The organism is Pedobacter indicus (assembly GCF_003449035.1).
Classification (GTDB): Bacteria; Bacteroidota; Bacteroidia; order Sphingobacteriales; family Sphingobacteriaceae; genus Albibacterium; species Albibacterium indicum.
The window spans coordinates 2973412-2995342 of the sequence record NZ_QRGB01000001.1; the positions used below are offsets into that span (position 1 = coordinate 2973412).

A 21931-nucleotide genomic window follows, 5' to 3' on the forward strand; every position below is an offset into this window, starting at 1 on the left:
CGACTTCAGTATAAAATCCGTTGTATATAAAAACGAGTATATTTCATGTTAACTGCATATCTTTTATTTAACTAAAACTATAATTGAGAATTTATTTTCAATAAGCGATGATTGCTTATATACGATTTCCAGTTTCGGCACGTTTTTAGAGTTGACTTGATTAAAACCGCATATCAAAAATTTCTATGAAAAAACTCTTATTTTTTATTTTGGTCGCACTAGCAGTGACATCTATTTCATCTTGTAGTAAAGATGATAACACAAAACCCAGTCTTGAAGGCTATTGGTACATCCACAAGGAAAGCATTGTTATCGACGGAGAAACTGTTCACGAAGAACTATGGGAAGATTGCAAAGCTGAAAGTCATTTCCAGATCAAAGAAGACAACTCAGTGACTTATCGAAGGTTTCTCATCTGTAATGGTTACACTACCGAAAACGGAGTGTACTATCCCGACTCGGATCAGATCATCCTGGAGCATGAAGGTAAGAAATATGTCTATGAAGTTGAATCTGTAGACGGTGAGCTGTTGTTAAGTATTACCGCTACTGTAACTTCAAATGACGAGGAAATCGACGAAACAACGATATATCACTGCAAAAAAGGTGAGCCCATGCCGGAGTAAAGAGATAGGCTAATAAGCTTCTTTCTTTCTATTAATGCATAATTAATGGCTTGGTCGAAAGACGAAGAATCGAATTTTTTATATATTTAGCTTATATGAAAACTCGATTCCTTTTATTTGTTTTTTTGATGCTTTCGGCCTCATTATATGCACAAGATCAATCAAGACCGAATATCATTGTCTTTATGGTGGATGATCTTGGCTGGCAGGACTTGTCCGAGCCTTTCTACAAGGAAAAAACGGCAATCAATGAACGTTTCCATACGCCAACTATTGAAAAACTGGCTAGGGAGTCAACTAAATTTACAAATGCTTACTCTACGTCAGTTTGCACTCCGACGCGGATCAGCTTACTGACGGGGATGAACGCAGCACACCATAAGGTAACGAACTGGACGCACCCCACCGCAAATAAACCAACCGACGCTGCCGATGAAATGTTAACCCCGCCAGATTGGAACATTAATGGACTAAGCCCGGTACCGAACATTTCGCATACGGTCTATGCTACACCATTACCTCAGGTATTAAAAGAAAACGGCTATTATACCATTCATGTCGGGAAAGCACATTGGGGAGCAGCTGGTACTCCTGGCGCAAACCCTACTAATCTGGGTTTTATAGTTAATATTGCGGGACACGCGGCCGGACACCCTCAAAGCTATTATGGGACGGAGAACTATGGAAATATTCCCAACAAAGCAAGTTATCAGGCGGTACCTGATTTAAGTGAATTTCACGGAACCGATACGTTCTTGACGGAAGCTTTGACTCTCAAGGCAATCCAGTCGATCAAGGAACCAATCCGTCGAAAAGAGCCCTTCTTTTTAAACCTATCTCACTATGCGGTTCATGTACCAATACAGCCTGATGACCGCTTTGTACAAAAGTACCTTGATCAGGGGCTGGATTCTACCGAGGCGGCATACTCTTCTCTGGTAGAAGGCTTTGACAAGAGTTTAGGTGATGTCGTGGCTTTTCTTAAAAAAGAAGGGATCTATGACAATACCGTTATTATCTTCATGAGCGACAATGGGGGCTTAAGCTTAGCGCCACCAAGATCGGGCGAAGAACACACACAGAACCGTCCTTTAAAAGCCGGAAAAGGCTCGCTATACGAAGGAGGTATCCGGATTCCTCTTCTGATTAAAAAAACAGACGGCAAACCGGCGCAAAGCGAGCAACCGGTTATCGTAGAGGATTTATTTCCGACGATTCTGGATTTCGCTCAGGTGAAAGAAAGTAATCTCGTTCAGGAAATCGACGGTATGAGTCTAAAACCTGTCTTGGAAGGACGGGAGAACAACAGCTGGAAAGAACGTGCATTGATCTGGAACTATCCTCATAAATGGGTACCAACAGATGGTCATGGGATTAATTACTTTTCGGCTATTCGCCTGGGTGACTACAAGCTGATTTACGACATAAAACACGGGAAACTGGAACTCTATAACCTTAAAAAAGATATCGGAGAACAGCATAATTTGGCTTCAACGATGAACGCTAAAACCAAGAAGCTAAGCAAAATGCTCGCTGATCAGTTAAGAAAATGGGATGCCTTGCTACCGGTTTATACATCTTCCGGAGAAAGCATCCCATATCCTGACCGACTCTAAAATGACCGGCTCTAAAACTCAATATCATCAGCCACTCCGCCGGTACCATTTTCTTTGGCGAAATGTGCTGCATATTCTGCTTTCTTCTGGTGATCCATTTCATGAATCATTGCTTTCAGATAAGCTTCATACGCAGGTGTAGTTGCTTCCTATAGTAATGTAAAATTGCATGTAAAAAAGTACACGGTCAATAGAAGCATTATTGCAGTACATATACAAATACCGAATAAGCGACTACAAACTGACTACACATGAAAAATTACAAGGAATTCGAAATATTTTTCATTGGTTTTAAATCCAAATATGTAAATTAGATTAAAACCGAAACATCAAAATCTAATTTTATGGGAAAATTTGAAATTAAAACCAGAAAAAACGGCGAGTTCCAATTTAACTTAAAAGCGTCAAATGGTCAGGTAATTTTGACTAGTGAAGGTTACAGCAGTAAGGCTAGTTGTCTCAACGGCATTGAATCCGTGAGAAAAAACTCTCAGGATGAAAGCAAATTTGACAAGAAAACCTCATCTAACGGCAAGTACTATTTTAATCTAAAAGCCACTAACGGTCAGATCATTGGCGGAAGCGAAATGTATCAATCTTCCTCGGGAAGAGCTAATGGTATTGCTTCGGTAAAGAAGAATGCACCAGAAGCGGCCATTGTAGAAATTGAGAAATAGGTTTACCCAAAAAGCATAAGAATTTAATAACCCATAGTGAGGTCAACAAGGTCTTCTATGGGTTTTTTATTCATAAAACGATCTAAATTCCTAAGAAAACGACCTATTTTTCCCTGATCCTCGTCAATGCTTCCGCCACCGGTATGCTGTGTAAGGATCACGTTTTCCATATCCCATAGTGGATTATCCTTGGGCAATGGCTCTTGGTTTGTGACATCGATAATAGCGCCGCCTAATTTCTTCGACTGTAGGTTCTTGATGAGTTCCCCCTCATTCGTTGTATTACCTCTACCCACATTTGCGTAAACACTCCCCTTTTTCATAGATTCAAAAAACTCTTTTGAAACATATTGTTCAGCGGTACCGGGAAGCGTATTTATAACCAGGTCAGTATCGCTTAACACTTTCAATACATCTGAAAAGTCATGGATATCAGCTATTGGGCTTGTCCTTGCACTTAGCTTCACTTCCGCCCCAAAACCTTTTAACATTTTCCGGATAGCTAACCCGATAGTTCCACTACCTAATATCAAAACCTTTTTATCGCCAAGACAATGGAGTGTTCTTCTTAACTGTAACCCTTCCCACTTTTTCTTCTGTTGAAGCTTTATCAGTTTATCCATTCCTCTATAATAGGCTAATATTCCAGCCAACATGGTTTCAGCACACGCTTGAGCGAATAAGTCGCCCATATTAGCAACTGGGAAAGGTAACTTCAGCCCTTTATATTGATTAAAACCAGCCGAGTCAATTTGCCAAAACTTGAGCTTCGGGGGAATATTCTCAAACCATTCAGGTGGTGGGTTACCCATAAGAACATCGCATTCCTCGAATGCAAGGCGAGCTTGATCGTTGCGCATCTTGTCTCTAAAGACAAACTGTATTGTTGTTAATTTTTCATTTTTAAATTCATTATAAAACTTCTCATTAAAGGAGCTGTATATAAAGACTTTCATGACTATTGCTTTTCTAATTATTTGTTTGCACCCTGAACGATGGGTCTTAAAGATAGCATAAAGAAAGAACTTTTTCGTATTTTGGTTCTATGATATCTGAACCTACCTACCTGGCAGCTAAAATGGTTTCCTCTACTTTGCGAGAACATTTCGAACAGCAATTTCCCTCTTCAGCGAAGAAAACCAAAAAGAACCCTTTGGCACCAGATCAATATGTAATCGAAGGGCTTATAGATGCAGCCTTTTGGGCCAGCCTACGTCACGAGGAAGGTTACGTACCGAAAATATCCATGGCATTTCTACCGCCTGCAGCTGGTGAAAATAACCTTGTGTTCAACGAGCCGCAGCGACTGACACCTCACAATTTGGTTAAACTATCACCTGCTGTTATTTTACCGGGAGTCCATCTGGGTATTTGGAGAGACGAGGATCGGCTTATTATCTGGGGAACAACCCATAAGGTACCAACATCTTGCTTTGTACTGGAGGTTATTGAGGCAGGTTTGCTAGTTGTGAAACAAAAGAACAATGATATTGGGGCCAAGTTTATCAATATCGCCATGTTACGTGGTAATCAGATAAAATTAGTAGACGAAAACCAATGGGGACTCTTTAATGATCGTCTCGATATCTTAAGTGCTCTGTTGGGCTTTCCGGTATCGCCAGAACAAGGTGAAGACGCTAATATTTTGGTTGAGCTTGCCTTAGCGATGCGCAGGCACGGGCGCGGCGCCTTGATGCTGGTTGTGCCAAACCAAGAGGACAACTGGTTAAAGTCTATCGTACAGCCTATCCGATATCAGTTTGACCCAGCCTATTCTATTGTACCTAACGGTATGGGGAAAAATAGTAAAAAACGATCAGAAGAAACGTATAAAGCACAATTGCGCCGATCGATCGATTCAATTGCAGGCTTTACGGCTGTTGACGGTGCAACTGTTGTTACGAGAGATCATCGTTTACTGGCGTTCGGGACGAAAGTGACCCGAGTGGATGGACGAAAGCCTGTAAAGCAAATTTTATATTCCGAACCGACGGCCGGAAGGGAGAGAAAATTACGAGGTATTGCAGAAGTGGGAGGAACACGGCACCTTGCCGCTGCACAATTTGCCTACGATCAACGCGACGCATTAGCGATGGTGGCCTCGCAGGATGGCTTTTTTACAGTCTTCGCATGGTCTGACGAACTTGAGATTGTACACGCTCACCGAATAGACATGCTGTTAATGTAACAAAGCCCCCATCCGCTGAAAGGGACGAAAAGAAAACCCTTCCAGCAAACGAGAACTTTGCAATACTTTGATTGTATTATTTAAATACAAATCGGAAGCCAAGACCAAAGCGACCGGGCAAGAAATCACTACCACCGTCATAGAACTCCATTCTTGGGCGCCAATCAAATGAAAGTGCTAATGGTGCATTCGTAATTTTGTAATCTAAACCCAATGTTCCTACAAGCGATATGTCAGAATTTGAGTTGGCAAAGGAAAACGCAGGACCCGCACCTAAATACCACTGGAGCCCCTCAGCACCAGAAATGCCTTGGTGATATTGATAAAGAGCCTGAATAGAAGTAAAATTATTATTGAAAAGGACGGCACCTTCAACAGCGTTATTCGCTGAGAAGAAGTGCTTAATGTGAGGCCCCACTAAGGTAGCTCCATCGCCAAAATCAATTAATAAACCAGCTCCGGTTCTATACTGAGCCTTAGCATTGGACGAAAACATCAAAATTGCTGAACAGAAGAAGACAGCGACTAAATGTGAAATTTTTAGTTTTTTCATGGTCTGGGTTTTTGTAATATAATATGAATTTAAATTTAATTATTGCCTGAAATTCAGGCTAGTTAGCTATACAAATATGATTAAAAAGTTCTTAATTCGGAAGATGTTCTTGACATAATCACAAAATTATTATTACAAAGATAATTGCCGTAATACCCTCTTACAATCCTCTCATTTAAGGAAACTCACCTCCCCCTTTTTAGGTATTTTTAGGATTAGCCTTCCAAATATATTGAGCTATCGAAAAACGTTTCTAAATTTACTGATATAAACAAACTGAACCTTGACAAGATTCCTCGTCCATATTCTTCTGCTTTTTGCTTGTCTGCCTGTTTCAGCCCAGCGGATTGATAGTCTGATGAACAGGGTTACGAAAGAAAAGTCGATTACAGAAAAAGTGTTGCTATTATTTGAAATATCAGACTATTGGTCTTACAGAGATAGTACAAAAGCATTGGAGTTTTTAGATAAAGGCAAAGCTCTTGCGGACGGAAATGACTACCTAGAAGCTGTTTCGCTATTTTATGAAGGTGGAGTTTATTTTGACTATGATATTGACCGTTCCCAGCAACTGTATATGGAAAGCGCAAAACGGCTCGAGAGCTTCCATACGCCGGAGGCTTATGGGTATAAGGCGAGATTGTGGCATAACTACGCGACGCTCGACCAGTTTAGGGGGAACGATCGCTCTTTTCTAGATATTACTCTTAAGTATTGTATTCCTTATGCCGAAAGATCGGGCAATAATGTGATTTTGTCCGGTTATTTATCTGACGTTGGGATGATCTTCTATAACCATAAATCTTATGAGAAGTCGATCGACTACTACAATCAGGCGATTGAAGTGTTGAGCAAAGAAAAGAATGATGGAGAAAACCTTCCTCGTGCTTATATTAATATGGCACAGTCACAGGTCTATCAACAAGATCTGAATGGTGCGAATAAATCATTGGACAATGCTTATGAATTGCTAGAAGTGTTTCCGGAATCTAAAATCTTTGCTTTCTATTATACGGTCAAATCGATGTATCATCGACTAAATAATGAGCCGGCCTTATCGCTTGAAAGTATCGAGCGTGGAATTGAGCATGCTAATAGATTAAAAGCAGACTATGATTTGCTTACCTTACAATATGAAAAATACCAAGTATATAAGCTGCAAGGAAATTATCAGGCTGCTAAAGCGCAATTAGAAAGCATATTAGGAAATAATAAATACGACGCACTCCGGAAAAACAGACTCGCTTTTTTGGTGGAACTCGCTGAGGTTGAGGCGGAATTAGGAGATCACCAGCGGGCTTATGAGCTACTTGATGAATATCGCTTACTGAGCGACACCCTCCACGCAGAAAATGTGCGTGCGCAAATCGCCAGTATGGAAGCTAGATACCGAACATCGGAACAAGAAAAGGAAATCCTGACGCTGCAAAACAAAAGACGGATCGAGTCTATGTTTCTATGGGGTAGCGCAGTGTTTATTATCCTACTTAGTTGTATTTTCTTTTATGCGTTAAAACTGCGTAAACGACGGAATCAACAGCAGATGCTTTCTTTAGAACAACAGAGAGAAATTGAGGTTGCCAGAGCATTAATGGATGGAGAAGAACAAGAACGTTTACGCTTGGCGCGTGATCTCCACGACGGACTTGGAGGTATGATAACGGGAATTAAGATGAAATTGGACACGAAGGCCCGAATGACGGAAGATGAAGATCTGACAAAGACGGTGGAGCAATTAGACATGACTCTAACGGAATTACGACGTACAGCACGAAACCTGATACCTGAAAACCTGCTAAAATATGGATTGGAAGATGCGCTGAAAGATTTCTGCCAATCGTTGAACACGGACGATGTTCAAATCAGCTTCTACTGCAACGATCTTTCTCCTATAACAGATAAAAACGTACAGTTGATTCTTTACCACGTGATGCTTGAATTGGTAAACAACGCTATCAGACATGCCGATGCTAGCCAAATATTATTACAATGCACATTAGAAGGCAATTTGCTTCTGATTGATGTAGAAGACAATGGTAAGGGTTTTGATGTCGAAAAGACAAAACGCAATATGGGGTTAAACAACATAGAAATGAGAGTGGCCTACCTCGAAGGTAAAATGAATATCGATTCGCAACTGGGTAAGGGTACGATCATAAGCATAGAATGTCATATATGAAAAAGATAAGAATCATTATCTGTGATGACCACCCTCTTATAACCGAGGGGATCCATAGCTTTATTGTGCAAAAAAGTGATATGGAGGTGGTTGCCACAGCTAAGAGTGGAGGCGAATTGATGAGCATATTGAGCGATGATATTGCTGACGTCCTTTTGCTAGATGTTAACTTACCCGACGATAATGGTATCGACCTTTGTGTACAGGTAAAAAAAATGTATCCGGACATCAAGATCTTGGGTTTGAGCAATTTTAACGAGCGAAGCGTCATCGTCAGGATGTTGAACAATGGCGCCTCGGGCTACCTGGTCAAAAGTGAGTCGGTACAGGTTGTGGAACAAGCAATACGTCATATTTACGACGGAGGGGTTTATTTCGGTAAAGAAGCGCAGAAAACATTGAATTCCTTGACTAAAAAGGAGTTACTGGAAATTCCGCCGATAACAAAGCGTGAAAAAGAGGTACTTCAATATCTGGATGCAGGTTTAAGCTCTCCAATGATCGCTGAGAAAATGTTTATCAGCTCCTTAACTGTTGATAGTCACCGAAAAAACCTTCTCCGGAAGTTCGATGTCAGTAAAACCATCAACCTGGTGCAAAAAGCAAAAGAAATGGGAATAATTTAAATCAATCATATTATTGTTGATCAAAATTTTCTTTCATCGGATGGAATGTGAGTTCTTTTTTATATATTGGATAAAAATTACATTACCATGACATACAAGAAAACCTTAACCCTTCTTGCTATTATTTCTTTGGGGATCGGCTTAAGCGCTTTTATGCCAAAAGAAGGTCAACCCGCTACGCAAGAGTACCGAGCTAAAAATTTAAAAGTTTTACCTAAGGACATCAGCAAAGAAGAACTTGATGACGTAATGGACGGATTTAAAGTTGCATTGGGTGTGAAATGTGGCCATTGTCATGCGCCACGCAAGGATGATGCTTCTAAACTAGACTTTGCAAGCGACGATAAAATAGAAAAGGAAATTGCGAGAAAAATGATGAAAATGACGGCGAAAATAAACAAGAAATATTTTCACCGTGTTGATGAAGAGGGCATAATGGCTAATATTTCCTGCATGACCTGCCATAACGGAAAAGTTAGTCCCGAAACAATTGCTATTCAGAAATAAAGCGCTACAGAACTCTACATCAGAGTTGGTATGTATTAATTTATTTCTGCGGCAATCTGCTCAGCTGAGGTTACTCCTGGTGGCAATTTAATTACTTTGAGATTGCGGAAGTGTATTTCTGCACCCTCTGATTCAAGGCATAAATAACCTTTTTTAATTGTTGATTTGCTTATACCATTGACAAACTTGCCGTTGACTGACAATTTAATTGTACCATCAATACAAATCACTTCATACGTATTCCACTCTCCTTTCCCTTTTGCTCTGTTTTCAATGGATTTGCTCCGCTCACCCCGAGGGTTGTCAGGAATAGTTTTTACACCACCGACGCCAAATAATTCGCCATGTACATAAGCTATTGGAGGTTTTACTCCATCGCGGATATTTTGATTGACCCAATCAAGTTCCAGCATCTGAACTTCGACTCCACCAGGCAAGCGATTATCACCAGGTTTGGCATCACTCCATACAAACATCCCCGAGTTACCGCCGGCTTCCATATGGCGCCATTCAACGTGGATAATGAAATTTTCATAGTGGTTTGTTGACCGCATAACGCCTATTGGCAAACCCTCACATACAAGAAGGTCGTCTTCGATCCGCCAAGTTTCTGGAGTGGTATTTACATCAATCCATTGAATTGTTTTTCCTGCATCGGTTTTCCCCGAAATCAAATCGTAATAATCGATCTCCGTTCCAAACTGAATACCTTTATCTTGTGCAGGTACGCGATGAGCGAAGCATAGCAAAAAAAGTGCTGTAATACCTAAAATGTAAGATTTCATAATTTAGAAGCTTATAAACTAACTTATTTTCGTTACTCCGGGAACCGCAATAGGGGGCATATCAATCTTCAGATCCCATGTATAGCTAGCGACATCAGGTCCTAATGATTTAGGCGAATTCAGTGCTTCTTCAAAAGTAATACGCTGACCGGTATAAGCAACCATGCGACCCCAGATAGCTAAGAGTGTGCTGTTGGCCATGTAGTCTCCGTCATGAATAGGCCTCCCGCTACGAATGGAAGCGAAAAGCTCATCGTGCTGAGTCTGATACATGTTATTTTTCTGACCAGAAAACTTCCAGGGTTTCTGACCTTTAATTTCATATTGACTTCCGATATTAACGATAGCATTTCCTGCTGTTCCCATTACGTCGACACTGTTCCGATTGGTTGTACCCGCTTGCTGTCTTGTAAAGTGATAGCCTTTTGCTCCATCTTTATATTCAAACTCGACGGCAAAATGATCATAGATGTTACCATATTGGGGATCAACACGAACTTGACGACCTCCAGTACCCATTGCGCTCACTGGCATGACGTCTCCCATGGCCCATGACATCATATCTAAACTATGAACAGCCTGCTCCACAATGAAATCACCGGATAGCCAGTTATAGTAATACCAATTTCTCATTTGGTAAGTCATCTCCGTCCAATCCTCTTCACGAGGGAAATACCAAACTTCACCTCCGTTACGGAATGTTGTAATAGCTTTAATACCCCCCACATCACCTTCTAATACTTTTGTGAATGTTGCTCGGTTGGGGTTGTCATAGCGAAAACAGAAACCAGATACCAGCGATAAATTTTTCTCTTTTGCTTTCTTCGATAGTTCAATCACTTTTCTTACCCCCGGTGCATCGACGGCAACCGGTTTCTCGCAAAAAATATGCTTCCCGGCTTCGACAGCTGCTTCCAGATGTAACGGTCTAAAACCCGGAGGAGCTGTCAACAAAACGACATCAACTCCTGAATCAATAACCTTCTGATAAGCGTCAAAGCCTATAAACCTATTTTTCTTATCAACTTTAAGTTGCTTCGGATTTATTTTTTCCAAAGATGAATAGGCTCCTTCTAACCTATCAGGGAATACATCACCCATGGCCGTGAGCTCGACATTTGGGTCAGCCTTCATCGCTTGAGCTGCGGCACCCGTGCCTCGACCTCCACAACCAATTAATCCAACCTTGATTATAGATTTTTGTCCAGCAAATACAGATGAAGCCGCTAAAGGACTAGCTAACGAACTTGCTAAAAGGACTAAGCCTGAGTTCTTGAGAAAGGATCTTCTGCTAGAATTAATAAAAAGGTTCTTCTTGTTGTCATGCATGTTATGTCACAATTTATGTTTACGTTAACGTGGCTAATAAATTCGCCTTTAAGATAAACGATTCTTGGTAAAGTATCAAACTTACCTGACAATAATTCGTGCCTGACGGTAATTTTTAGACCCTCACTGCTTTTACTGCAGCTGCATCAAGCATAAAATTATGTAGATCGGTATTCTTTACAAACTGAGGAAGTTGTTCTGCTCCCGGGCCATACATGGTTAACTCCACAAAATCTGAAGAATGTCCGGTTGACCCGAATGCAACACCCGTATATTTTGAAGCTATCCTTGCAAAAACATCAACTGGAACTCCTTTAGACTCTGAACCTTGATAATATCTCAATATTTGCTGCGCTTCATCCTGACTCAATGTGAAGCCTTGAGCTGCATTGACTAAATCAATCAGTTTCGATCTATTAAAAGACGCATCCAATTGATTGAGAATCCAGTTATTACTCTGTTTAACTGTTTGCAATAACTCAAATTTCTTATCACTTGAGAATAGTCCCGGATTAGCATTACCATGGTCGGTAGTAATAATAACCAACGTTTCACCATCTTTTTCTGCAAAATCAATTGCTTCTTTAATCGCTTCATCAAAAGCGATTTGCTCATAAATCAATGCAGCTGCATCATTGGAGTGAGCCGCCCAGTCGACTGCCCCACCCTCTATTTGCATAACAAAACCTTTATTATTTTGCTTCAAGCGGTTAATAGCTATTTTAGTCATTTCCGCCAAGGTTGGAATCCGGTTCTGAAGTTCAGTACTTGATTGAACATCTACTACATATGGCAAACCGTCTTTATGAAAAACCCCTAAAATTGGTTTCGTATCCGAAGATGAAAGGCTCTGAAGCTCTTTTTTATTTTTTACTACTGAATATCCTTTTTGTGAAAACTTCCGAAAAAGATCAACCCGATCTTTACGGTCTTCTGCGCTGAAAAACTCCGACCCCGCACCCATCATCACATCAAACTCAAGCTTCAGGTACTCTTCGGCTATGATTGATTGATCACCTCGACTAGCGACATTGACACAAAAGCCAGCAGGAGTAGCATGTGTAATGGGTACGCTGGTGACGCATCCAACTGATTTACCAGCTTCTTTAAACTTTTGCAATATAGGCTTATTGAAAGACCCATCTGGATTAACATTTAAAGCACCGTTATTAACACGAACGCCTCCGCCCCAAGAAGAGCTCCCGGCAGCAGAATCGGTAACTAATGCATTGGCAGAAGCGGTGTCCATTAACGCTCGTGTTGCTGTTCCCTTATTGTAAAGAGACATCCAGGTGGATTGGCGGCCCTCTTTTCGTTGAAGCATCAGGTCGGCTAACGTGAGTGTTCCGGTACTCATTCCATCGCTTACCATGAAGATAATATTCTTCGCTCGTTTACCTTGATGAGGCAACGTTGGAAGTTGCTTCTGGCTTCCGGCTAATAAATCTAGAGGTGAGATTAAACTAGCACCTGCAGCAATCATGGATCCCTTCTTAAAAAAGGCTCTTCTTTTCATAATCCAATTAAATATTTAAGAATTTATAGACTGCGGCATGCGTGAAGCCACAGCACATTTAACATATCCACAAAGATTGTCTTTTGGGATGAATATGCTATTAATTAAATATTATGTAAATGTGAAATGCAGGTTTATTCACATTATTCTTCGGTCAATATAGCTGCTACACGTCCAATTTGGCCATCTTCTAAGCGCACTTTGATTCCCCGAGAATGTTTGGGTGCCGAAGTTAAGATATCTTTTACTCTGCCCTGTGTCTGTTTTCCACTTCGCTGATCTTCCTTTCGGATAATAGCAACTGCTAGCCCTGGGTGAATATTCTTTCTGTTTTGTCCGTTCATGATCTTTCTGTTTGATTATAATACCTATATCAATTAAGCTGGGATACCAAAAATATAAAAAAATATCGGATATTTTCCACGCTTTGTATACGTTTAAGTACACTTTGAATTATTTTCTACAAAAAATTATAACACTAGCTATCAGCATGTTATAATTTTAATGCATTTTTTGGCGTGACACTTGCAAAGAGCTTGGTGTTTTAAATAACAAAAAAATAGAAACTATGAAAAAATTATTCTTATCTGCAGTTGCAGTGCTATTTGGATTTGGAGCATTTGCTCAGGAACTAGGATATGGATTTAAAGCGGGGGTGAATTTACCCAACTATAATTTCAGCAACAGTGACTTTGAAACGAAAAGTACAACGAATTTCCACGTAACAGGTTACTTGGACGCACCGATTAACCAAATGTTCTCGATCCAACCAGGAGTGTCTTTACAAGGTAAAGGGGCTAAATTGGAAAATGACTTGGGAAGCTGGAAACAAAACACCATGTGGATTGAAATTCCAGTAAATGCAGTTGCTAAATTCCCCACAATGGGCGGCGGTAACTTCTTCCTAGGTGCTGGTCCTTATGCCGCATTTGGTATTTCAGGTGAAAACAAAATTGAAAGCGGTGATGTTGAAATAAGCGATGAGTTTGAATTTGGTAAAGACGGAACTCAAAAGGGAACTGACTTTGGTGTTAACTTCTTGGGTGGATATCGTCTTGGAAATGGTTTAACTCTGGGGGCTGGTTACGGTTTAGGTCTTGCTGACATTATGCCTGATAACAGCTCGGATGTTAAACAAAACAACCGGGTGCTTTCGTTCTCGATCGGTTACGAATTATAAAGATTAAGATCAACAATTGAAAAAGGCTGTTTCTTTCGAAACGGCCTTTTTTTGTAATTTTGTTTTATAAATATTTAGAACACGCATAAGAATAAGAACTTTGATTAATATGCTTCAATCCATTTATAAACCGCTGTGGTTGATGTTGGTCGTAATTTTACTTCCCCTGTCCAGCCAAGCTCAAAAAAATGAGATCAACCATTTTATAGTTAAAGAAACGCTGATAAAAAATGGTAAGCTGGCGATTATAGCTACTGATTCGCTTGAAAATCCATTGGAGTATGTTAACGGAACCTTCCAATTTACTGTTAATGGATTTACATCGGGTTTAGAGTTCTTAGACGGTGTAGCCACAACAGATAACGAGGTGGAAAATTCAACATTTGCTTTTATAAAGCATGTCAACACAAACGGTTCACACGGACAGTTATTCTATATCAACAAGACTGAAAGCGGCTTAGATATATTCAAAATCAGTTGGATTTGGCTTATTTTAGTTCCACTGGCTTTGGTTCTAATTGTAATGATGTTCAGAAAATTTCTAACTGCAGCTATCATCATCTTTCTGATAATAATCTACTTCAACTATAAAAAAGGGCTTGACGTGACAACCTTTTTTGACACCATTGTACATGGAATACAGAACTTGATCTAAACTCAATTAGATATTAAAACGGCATACCGATTCCAAAGTTGTATTGGATAAAATTGTATTTGTCGGGAAAGTTTGTCTGATAGTATCGATCTCTGAACTCCTTACTATCAAACAGTTCGCCTATTACCCACCGATCAGAGCCCTCAAACTGGGGATCCCTGATTTTTGCTGCTATATCGAGCCGAAAAACAAAATAATCTAAATCGAAACGGAAACCGAACCCCCCGCCAATGGCGATTTGGTCTACAAAGCTATTCCACTTAAACTGCCCGTTTGGATTAACACCATTATCACGTAAACGCCAGATATTACCGGCATCGACAAAGGTTGCTCCTTTGAGCTTAGCGCCCCAGAAGTTATTGAGAATTTTAAAGCGATATTCCACGTTCGCCTCCATCTTTATCTCACCTAATTGATCCAAGTTGCGAAGATTTAGTCGCAGTGAATCTGGCAGAACGGAGCGGTTGTAGCCTCCCGGACCCAGTGTTCTGGCTTGCCAAGCACGAATACCACTCATTCCACCCCCATAGAAATTCTTTTCGAAAATCAGGAAATCTTGATTATTCCCGTAAGGCACCGCAATACCCGGATTGAACCGGAAAACCAATTGCTTTTCACCTCCTAAATGTTTATAAAAGCGAAAATCGGTCTCTACTTTAGTATACTGAAGGTAAGGAACCCCAAACAGTGTTTTCTCGCCGCTTTCGTTCTTGTCAAAATTGACAACTGAACTCAACAAACTTAGTGTATTTCCGCTGAGATCGAGTGTTCCTCGAAAATAAATAAAGTCATCTAGGGTATTTAACCTTAAATTATTAAATGTATATGCATATTGACTACCCAAACCGAAATAAGCTCGATCATTGGTTTCAATATATAACCGATAGCCTTCTCTGTCAAGCTGTTCTTTGAAATCAGGAGCCAAACGTCCAATTCGATATTCTAGCAAAATAGGTGTTACTTGATGTAACTTATATTTGGTTTCGTTCCATGCATATCCGACTGAGTTAATAAAATAGCGGTTGGAATAGGTGTTCTTTTGATCAAAAATTTGCCAATTACTGGAGAAAATAGTACGTGGCATCCCATTGCGGCCGATTATAGGAATCCTAAACGGTACCAGCAACCGAGGTATTGTCAGCGTGGCACCTAATTGGAGATCACGATTAAAGACACGGTCTAACAGATGCCCCTCCAGCTCTGAATCAAATAAAACTCCAAATTGAGCTTTCAATTCCAGCTGTTCCGCTCCTCCGAAAAGGTTACGATTAGTATAGGTATTACCTATATTGAATCCACTTCTTCCAGAATTGAACGTATATTCACCTTCAACTCGATTAGCCATGCGTTTTAATGGAACTAATTCATAATAGGCATTAAGCAGTGTCGAATCAGATTTTCGGTAATCGACCTTTACACTTTTAAAAGCATTTAATTCATAAAGCCGGTCATACGTTAAGTTTTCATAGTCAATATTATAAATATTGCCCCGCTTTAAAAAGATATATCGGTTGATAGGTTGGGCTCTGAATTTATTACTGTGATCCGTATAATACATTCCTCGCCTGAGGGTATCGAGTGAAGGGTTCTCAATGGTGGAATCACCGCTGGTGGAAATCTGAACAAAACTACTGTCAATCCGGTAAATAGTATGTTTAGCTTTATTTTCTGGATTATCGATAATTAATTTTAAATCGACAAAATTTCCGGCTTTATTAGAATCAACCTCGAAACGAATATACTGACGTAAAAAATCATAGTAACCAATGCGTCTTCCAAGATTGTAGAGATGCTCACGTACGATGACCAACGAGTCTGTATCATAACGCATACCAGGGCTCAACAATTTCACCGTATCACGGAATCTATGATAAAACGAATCTAAACGTTTGTCTGCAATCTCGGTTTTAAAATTTTCGATATGAAACGGATCTCCTTGATCAACTTGAAATACAATATGAGCTTTTTGCTTGTTGATAGAAACAGAGTCGCTTACTTTCGCGTTGAAATAGCCCTTTGTAAATAGAAAACGTTCTATCTGACTTCGTGATATTTCTACCAAAGAGCTATCCAAAATACTTGGGGCTTCCCCTACGTTCCGAATATTCGATGTGCGATAATGTCCGTCCTGACCATTTGCGAAATTGTATATAAATAAATTGATGGGTGAGTTTGGACGGATATCTTTTTGTACATATTCAGAGGCGGCCTCCTCAAAACGCTGCTCAATTCCTTCCAATTTAACTTTGGTCACCAGTTTTTGATCGTCTTCAAGTAATTTCGTTGATCGACAAGATGTAACAAATAGCGTGAAAAGCGCTATTATTGTAAAAAAAAATAATTTCGAAGTTGATAATGCTCTCAAAATCTCAAATAAGTCTAATCAAGTCACTTCAATTAAAAAAATACCGAAAAAGCCACAAGCTCTTTATTGTGGAGGGTATTAAATCCATAACGGAGTTTTTTAACGAAGATTATACTTTACACAGTTTATACTATCTCCCTGAACTTTCGTCAAAAGTGCTCAATTTTCTGGATAAAATAAAAGGAATAGAAGTTTCTTCCCAAGATTTAAAGAAAATAAGCGCATTAACAAACCCTCAGGGTGCGTTAGCTTTATTTCAAATACCAGACCACAAGTTGGAACCGTCAAAAATTACCGACAAATTTTATTTTGTGCTCGACTTTATACAAGATCCTGGCAATTTAGGTACCATTATCCGGACAGTCGATTGGTTTGGAATGGATATGTTGATTTGTTCTGACGATACAACCGATGCTTACAGCCCGAAGGTGGTACAGGCGAGCATGGGATCATTGGCGAGAGTAAAAGTCATTTATTGTGATCTTAAGACGTTATTAACAGAAACGGAAGTAAAAATTTATGCTGCTACGTTGGACGGAAACTCAATTTATGAAACTGATTTTCAGCAAGGAGGATTAATTGTACTGGGGAATGAAGGGAATGGAATCCGTTCGGAAATAGAACGGTTTATACAGAAAAAAATCACAATTCCACGAAATGGCAAAGCAGAATCATTGAATGTTGCGATTTCATCTGCCATTATTTGTTCGGAAATATCCAGAAAAATAAAAAAAACTTAGACTTGCTGGATTAATTTACTATTTTTGCATTCCTTTACTGGAAAGGGTCGGATGGCCGAGTGGCTAGGCAGAGGTCTGCAAAACCTTTTACAGCGGTTCGAATCCGCTTCCGACCTCGTAATAAATTTTAAAAAAACACGACAATGGGAGTTACACGTTTAAAAAGAAAAGATAGAAGAAATAAAACAACTGCCAAGAAAGAAGTTCAATTTCTAAAATTAGGCCGTAACATTGAAACTGGAAGCCGCTCAGAGATGCCAGCCAATGCACAAGTTGTTAAAAACAATGCAATTCTAGACAAATTGGAAGCGGATTTGAAGAAATAATCCTTGTTGATTAAGGATATGGCAAAAAACTGAAAGGCAATACCTTTCAGTTTTTTTTATTCTTATTCATTCTTTTTTCACCAAACGCTTGCAAATTTGTTTAACCAACTGAGGCCCCTCATAAATCAAGCCCGTGTAAATCTGTACGAGACTCGCACCCGCTTGCAATTTAGCTAGCGCATCTGCAGGTGAATGAATACCTCCTACGCCGATAATCGGAAAACGTTGATTAGATTTTTCAGCTAAATAACGAATAACTTCTGTAGATCGTACCGCGAGTGGTTTGCCGCTTACACCTCCGGCTTCATTAATCAGCGAAGTTTGACTTTGCAAACCTTCCCGGTCAATCGTCGTGTTTGTTGCGATAACCCCCGCTATTTTGGTGTCTATTACAATCTCAACAATATCGTCAAGTTGACTGTCTGTCAGATCGGGAGCGATTTTCAATAAGATAGGCTTAGGTATTTCGCGAGCTTCATTGCGTTGCTGGAGTGTATGGAGTATTTTCTTTAGAGGCTCCTTTTCCTGCAAATCACGAAGACCCGGTGTATTAGGCGAACTCACGTTGACAACAAAATAATCCACGTACTCGAATAGCTTGTCAAAGCAAATTACATAATCATCGACAGCGTTTTCATTCGGCGTTGTTTTGTTCTTACCTATATTGCCTCCTACAATCAAACCATCTCTTTCAGTAAAATATTTCAAGCGTAAAGCCGCGACATCTACACCTTGGTTATTGAAACCCATTCGATTAATCAACGCACTATCCTTGGTCAACCTAAACATGCGAGGCTTATCATTACCTGGTTGTGGCCTCGGGGTAACGGTACCAATTTCAATAAAACCAAACCCAAGCGAGGCCATCTCTTGTGTAAATTCAGCATTCTTATCAAAACCTGCCGCCAAGCCTACCGGGTTTTTAAACTTAACACCAAATACGGTTCGCTCCAAGGCGGGGTTTTCATAAGAAAAAGAAGCTTTCATCAACTTCTTGGAACCCCAAATCTTTAAGAATCTTTTGAGTCCGCCCGTAACGGTGTAATGTGCTGTTTCGGGATCTAATGAGAAAAAAAGAGGTTTGACAAGTTTGTACATAAGGCAAAGATAGAAACAATTTAAAAAATTGTACTTTTGCAGCGAAATGATATCTATCAATAACTTAACTTACGAAATAGGTGCACGAGCTTTATATGACGAAGCAAATTGGCATATAAAGCCTGGAGAAAAAACCGGACTTATTGGAGCTAACGGAACGGGCAAGACCACGCTTTTGAAGTTAATTGTGGGTGAATTACAGCCTACCCGAGGTACGATCTCTATGGCTAAGGGCCTAAAGATCGGATATCTAAATCAGGATCTTCTATCATATCACTCAGACAAAAACATCTTACAGGTTTCAATGGAAGCTTTTGAGAGACAAAATGAATTGCATGATCAGATAGAAGAGTTACTCAAAAAGCTCGAAACGGATTACAGTGAGGATATACTACACAAACTAAGTGATAAACAAGCCGAATTTGAAGCACTCGATGGCTACAATATAGAATACAAAGCAGCTAGCGTTTTGGCCGGATTGGGTTTCGATGAAAGAGATCAGCAGCGCCAACTATCCGAATTTTCAGGAGGATGGAGAATGCGGGTTATGCTAGCACGAATCTTACTTCAGGCACCCGACTTGCTTTTACTTGACGAACCTACAAACCACTTAGACTTACCTTCAATTCAATGGCTAGAAAACTATTTGCAGGCATTTGAAGGAGCGGTAATCATAGTTTCCCATGACCGATATTTCCTGGACCGCGTAATTGAAAAAACAGTTGAATCAAAAAGAGGGAAGCTCAATATATATGCGGGAAACTACAGTTTCTACCTGGAAGAAAAAGCACAACGTGAGGAAATACAAAGCAATCAGTACAAAAACCAACAAGCTAAAATCAAACAAGAAGAAAAACTAATTGAGCGTTTCCGTGCTAAAGCAAGTAAAGCGAAGATGGTTCAGAGTCGGATAAAAGCTCTGGATAAAATGGAAAAGGTGGACGCGGTCGATGATTACAACCCGATCGTTAATTTTAGTTTCCGTTTTAGTAAACAATCAGGCAGGCATGTTAAGACATTGAAGAATATTAGCAAGGCTTACCCGGGTGTACCTATTCTGAAGAACGCAGACGGACTTATTGAGAAGGGAGACAAAATAGCATTAATCGGTGCAAACGGTCGAGGAAAGTCTACTTTACTCAGGATTATAGCGGGTGCGGATCCTGACTTTGGAGGAACGGCGGAATCGGGCCATAATGTGACGCAAACTTTTTTTGCACAACACCAATTGGAGGCTTTACATCTGGAAAATGAAATTCTGCAAGAACTACAGGCCTTCGCACCGAAACATACCGAGACAGAGCTTCGAACCATTTTAGGATCTTTTCTGTTCACAGGAGACGATGTTTTCAAAAAAGTCAAAGTCTTGTCCGGTGGAGAAAAGTCGCGCGTAGCTTTGGCAAAAGCATTAACCGCCGACGCGAATTTCCTATTACTTGATGAGCCAACAAATCACTTGGATATTCAATCAATAAACATTCTGATTCAGGCTTTGAAACAATATGAAGGCACGTTTGTTGTCGTTTCCCACGACCGTTACTTATTAGACAATGTCGCAAATAAGATTTGGTATATTGACGATATGAAAATCAAAGAATATCCTGGTACGTATCAAGAATATGAAGATTGGAAGCTCATTAAAGAAAACAATAGTACTCATAAGGAGCATGTAAAGGAAAAAAAAGTAAAGAAAAACAGCGAATCCAATAACGCAGATAAGAACACAAGAGAACGTCGGGCTTTAAGCTTAAATAAAGATTTAGATCGCCTGGATAAAGACATCATGGCGATTAATAATAAAATAAAAGAAATAGAAACCAAGCTTACTGATCCAGAGGTTTACCAAGACATGGAAAAGTTGACCAAGCTTAACAAGGATTATGAATATAACAAGTCAGAACAGGCTACTCTCCAAGAAAAATGGGAGCGCATTGCGGATGAAATTCTGGAACTTGAACAATTAGAAAGTTAAAGTAAAGATGAAGAAAAAATTTGCAAAGGATTCACATGTAGTCATGAACGAATTGGTTCTACCTAACGATACCAATCCACTAAATAATCTTATGGGCGGGCGGCTTCTTCATTGGATGGACATAGCCGGTGCGATTTCTGCACAAAAACATTGTGACAGGGTTGTAGTCACGGCTTCTGTTGATAATGTATCATTTAAACATCCGGTTAAACTAGGTGCGGTAATAACAATCGAAGCGCAGGTAACCCGAGCATTTAACACGTCAGTGGAAGTTCGGTTAACTGTATGGGCACAAAACATGCCTGGGGGGACTAAGGTAATATCTAACCAAGCTTTCTATACCTTTGTTGCAATCGATGAAAACTCAAATACTGTCAAAGTTCCCCAACTTGTTCCGGAAACAGAAGATGAGAAAGAATTCTATAAGAGTGCGATTCAACGGCGAGAGATACGGTTGGTTTTAGCTGGAAGGTTAGCAGTCTCAGAAGCTTCTGAACTGCGAAGCATTCTTAACTCAAATTCAAATACACCAAGGCTTTAGCTTCCCAGTTCGACTATCCGATCAAACTCTTCCCGTTTCAAAGGCATTACGGATAGTCTGCTCTGCTTTACCAATGCTGTTTCTTTTAATAGATCATCATTTTTGATCGTTTCCAGACTTACCGGGTTCTTTAATTCTTCAACGGGAGACAAGTCAACTACAACCCAACGGTCATCAGTCGTAGTTGGATCCTGATAAAATTCGTTAACGACTTTAGCTATTCCTACAACTTCCTTTCCTTCATTACTATGGTAAAAAAGTACCAGATCGCCCTTTTTCATATCCTTTAAATTGTTTCTAGCCTGATAATTACGCACACCATCCCAGAATGTTTGCTTATCTTTCAGAAATTGTTGCCAGCTGTATTTAAAAGGTTCGGATTTAACTAAGAAATAATTCATATTCAAAAAAAAGAGAGATTCAGGAAAATCCCCAAACCTCTCCAAATCTAA

At 39.9% G+C, this 21931-nt stretch carries 22 protein-coding genes and 1 tRNA gene; 14 read left to right on the plus strand and 9 right to left on the minus strand.

Features of this window, described 5'->3' with window-relative positions:
- Nucleotides 1–185 precede the first annotated feature (185 nt).
- The 3 genes from D3P12_RS13085 (at nt 186) to D3P12_RS13095 (ending at nt 2919) form a co-directional block, all read left to right on the plus strand.
- Nucleotides 186–626 carry a lipocalin family protein gene (locus tag D3P12_RS13085; RefSeq protein WP_118196200.1) on the plus strand — a complete coding sequence of 147 codons (441 nt, stop codon included), beginning with the start codon at nt 186–188 and terminating at the stop codon, nt 624–626.
- 95 nt (nt 627–721) lie between these two features.
- Nucleotides 722–2242 (plus strand): sulfatase, encoded by a 1521-nt coding sequence (locus D3P12_RS13090; RefSeq protein WP_118196202.1) that lies wholly within the window; start codon nt 722–724, stop codon nt 2240–2242.
- 344 nt (nt 2243–2586) lie between these two features.
- On the plus strand, nt 2587–2919 hold the full coding sequence (locus D3P12_RS13095; RefSeq protein WP_118196204.1) for a YegP family protein: 333 nt from the start codon (nt 2587–2589) through the stop codon (nt 2917–2919).
- 23 nt (nt 2920–2942) lie between these two features.
- Here the strand turns inward: D3P12_RS13095 and D3P12_RS13100 are convergent, their stop codons facing one another.
- On the minus strand, nt 2943–3875 hold the full coding sequence (locus tag D3P12_RS13100; protein WP_118196206.1) for a D-2-hydroxyacid dehydrogenase: 933 nt from the start codon (nt 3873–3875) through the stop codon (nt 2943–2945).
- 89 nt (nt 3876–3964) lie between these two features.
- On the opposite strand from D3P12_RS13100, the gene D3P12_RS13105 reads away from it, so the two are divergent.
- On the plus strand, nt 3965–5107 hold the full coding sequence (locus D3P12_RS13105; protein WP_118196208.1) for a putative sensor domain DACNV-containing protein: 1143 nt from the start codon (nt 3965–3967) through the stop codon (nt 5105–5107).
- 76 nt (nt 5108–5183) lie between these two features.
- Here D3P12_RS13105 and D3P12_RS13110 read toward each other — a convergent pair whose 3' ends face one another.
- Complete coding sequence (locus D3P12_RS13110) at nt 5184–5660, minus strand: hypothetical protein (protein ID WP_118196210.1); 477 nt, start codon at nt 5658–5660, stop codon at nt 5184–5186.
- A gap of 283 nt (nt 5661–5943) precedes the next feature.
- Between D3P12_RS13110 and D3P12_RS13115 the strand changes: the two genes are divergently transcribed.
- The 3 genes from D3P12_RS13115 (at nt 5944) to D3P12_RS13125 (ending at nt 8972) form a co-directional block, all read left to right on the plus strand.
- Nucleotides 5944–7839: a tetratricopeptide repeat-containing sensor histidine kinase gene (locus D3P12_RS13115; protein WP_157970350.1), complete on the plus strand. Its 1896-nt coding sequence runs from the start codon at nt 5944–5946 to the stop codon at nt 7837–7839.
- Entirely contained in the window at nt 7836–8465 is a 630-nt protein-coding gene (locus D3P12_RS13120; protein ID WP_165438741.1) for a response regulator, read from the plus strand. The genes D3P12_RS13115 and D3P12_RS13120 overlap by 4 nt, the downstream gene beginning before the upstream one ends.
- A gap of 87 nt (nt 8466–8552) precedes the next feature.
- Nucleotides 8553–8972, plus strand: a complete 420-nt coding sequence (locus tag D3P12_RS13125; RefSeq protein WP_118196216.1) for a c-type cytochrome — start codon at nt 8553–8555, stop codon at nt 8970–8972.
- 35 nt (nt 8973–9007) lie between these two features.
- On the opposite strand, the gene D3P12_RS13130 is transcribed toward D3P12_RS13125, so the two are convergent.
- The 4 genes from D3P12_RS13130 to D3P12_RS13145 form a co-directional block, all read right to left on the minus strand.
- On the minus strand, nt 9008–9757 hold the full coding sequence (locus D3P12_RS13130; RefSeq protein ID WP_118196218.1) for a 3-keto-disaccharide hydrolase: 750 nt from the start codon (nt 9755–9757) through the stop codon (nt 9008–9010).
- Nucleotides 9758–9775: 18 nt separating this feature from the next.
- Nucleotides 9776–11086, minus strand: a complete 1311-nt coding sequence (locus D3P12_RS13135; protein ID WP_118196220.1) for a Gfo/Idh/MocA family protein — start codon at nt 11084–11086, stop codon at nt 9776–9778.
- 115 nt (nt 11087–11201) lie between these two features.
- The gene (locus D3P12_RS13140) at nt 11202–12602 is read right to left on the minus strand and encodes an alkaline phosphatase (protein ID WP_118196222.1); all 1401 of its coding nucleotides are present in this window, start codon (nt 12600–12602) and stop codon (nt 11202–11204) included.
- 143 nt (nt 12603–12745) lie between these two features.
- Complete coding sequence (locus tag D3P12_RS13145) at nt 12746–12946, minus strand: YwbE family protein (protein WP_118196224.1); 201 nt, start codon at nt 12944–12946, stop codon at nt 12746–12748.
- 224 nt (nt 12947–13170) lie between these two features.
- On the opposite strand from D3P12_RS13145, the gene D3P12_RS13150 reads away from it, so the two are divergent.
- Together D3P12_RS13150 and D3P12_RS13155 are read left to right on the plus strand one after the other, a co-directional pair.
- Nucleotides 13171–13782 (plus strand): porin family protein, encoded by a 612-nt coding sequence (locus D3P12_RS13150; protein ID WP_118196226.1) that lies wholly within the window; start codon nt 13171–13173, stop codon nt 13780–13782.
- Nucleotides 13783–13891: 109 nt separating this feature from the next.
- Complete coding sequence (locus D3P12_RS13155; protein ID WP_118196227.1) at nt 13892–14437, plus strand: hypothetical protein; 546 nt, start codon at nt 13892–13894, stop codon at nt 14435–14437.
- A gap of 13 nt (nt 14438–14450) precedes the next feature.
- Here the strand turns inward: D3P12_RS13155 and tamL are convergent, their stop codons facing one another.
- Entirely contained in the window at nt 14451–16802 is a 2352-nt protein-coding gene (gene tamL / locus D3P12_RS13160; protein ID WP_205941107.1) for a translocation and assembly module lipoprotein TamL, read from the minus strand.
- Between tamL and D3P12_RS13165 the strand changes: the two genes are divergently transcribed.
- The 3 genes from D3P12_RS13165 (at nt 16793) to D3P12_RS13175 (ending at nt 17868) form a co-directional block, all read left to right on the plus strand.
- Nucleotides 16793–17542: a TrmH family RNA methyltransferase gene (locus tag D3P12_RS13165; protein ID WP_118196229.1), complete on the plus strand. Its 750-nt coding sequence runs from the start codon at nt 16793–16795 to the stop codon at nt 17540–17542. The genes tamL and D3P12_RS13165 overlap by 10 nt on opposite strands.
- A 45-nt stretch (nt 17543–17587) precedes the next feature.
- A tRNA-Cys gene (locus tag D3P12_RS13170) sits at nt 17588–17658 on the plus strand.
- A gap of 27 nt (nt 17659–17685) precedes the next feature.
- Nucleotides 17686–17868: a spore protein gene (locus D3P12_RS13175; RefSeq protein WP_118196231.1), complete on the plus strand. Its 183-nt coding sequence runs from the start codon at nt 17686–17688 to the stop codon at nt 17866–17868.
- A 66-nt stretch (nt 17869–17934) separates the two neighbouring features.
- On the opposite strand, the gene D3P12_RS13180 is transcribed toward D3P12_RS13175, so the two are convergent.
- Complete coding sequence (locus D3P12_RS13180; RefSeq protein WP_118196232.1) at nt 17935–18966, minus strand: quinone-dependent dihydroorotate dehydrogenase; 1032 nt, start codon at nt 18964–18966, stop codon at nt 17935–17937.
- 46 nt (nt 18967–19012) lie between these two features.
- On the opposite strand from D3P12_RS13180, the gene D3P12_RS13185 reads away from it, so the two are divergent.
- Both D3P12_RS13185 and D3P12_RS13190 read left to right on the plus strand, forming a co-directional pair.
- A complete protein-coding gene (locus D3P12_RS13185; RefSeq protein ID WP_118196234.1) occupies nt 19013–20938 on the plus strand; it encodes an ABC-F family ATP-binding cassette domain-containing protein in 1926 nt (641 codons plus the stop codon).
- A 7-nt stretch (nt 20939–20945) separates the two neighbouring features.
- Complete coding sequence (locus D3P12_RS13190) at nt 20946–21479, plus strand: acyl-CoA thioesterase (protein WP_118196236.1); 534 nt, start codon at nt 20946–20948, stop codon at nt 21477–21479.
- Here the strand turns inward: D3P12_RS13190 and D3P12_RS13195 are convergent.
- Entirely contained in the window at nt 21476–21880 is a 405-nt protein-coding gene (locus tag D3P12_RS13195) for an EVE domain-containing protein (protein ID WP_118196238.1), read from the minus strand. The two genes, D3P12_RS13190 and D3P12_RS13195, sit on opposite strands and share 4 nt — an antisense overlap.
- Nucleotides 21881–21931: the final 51 nt, after the last annotated feature.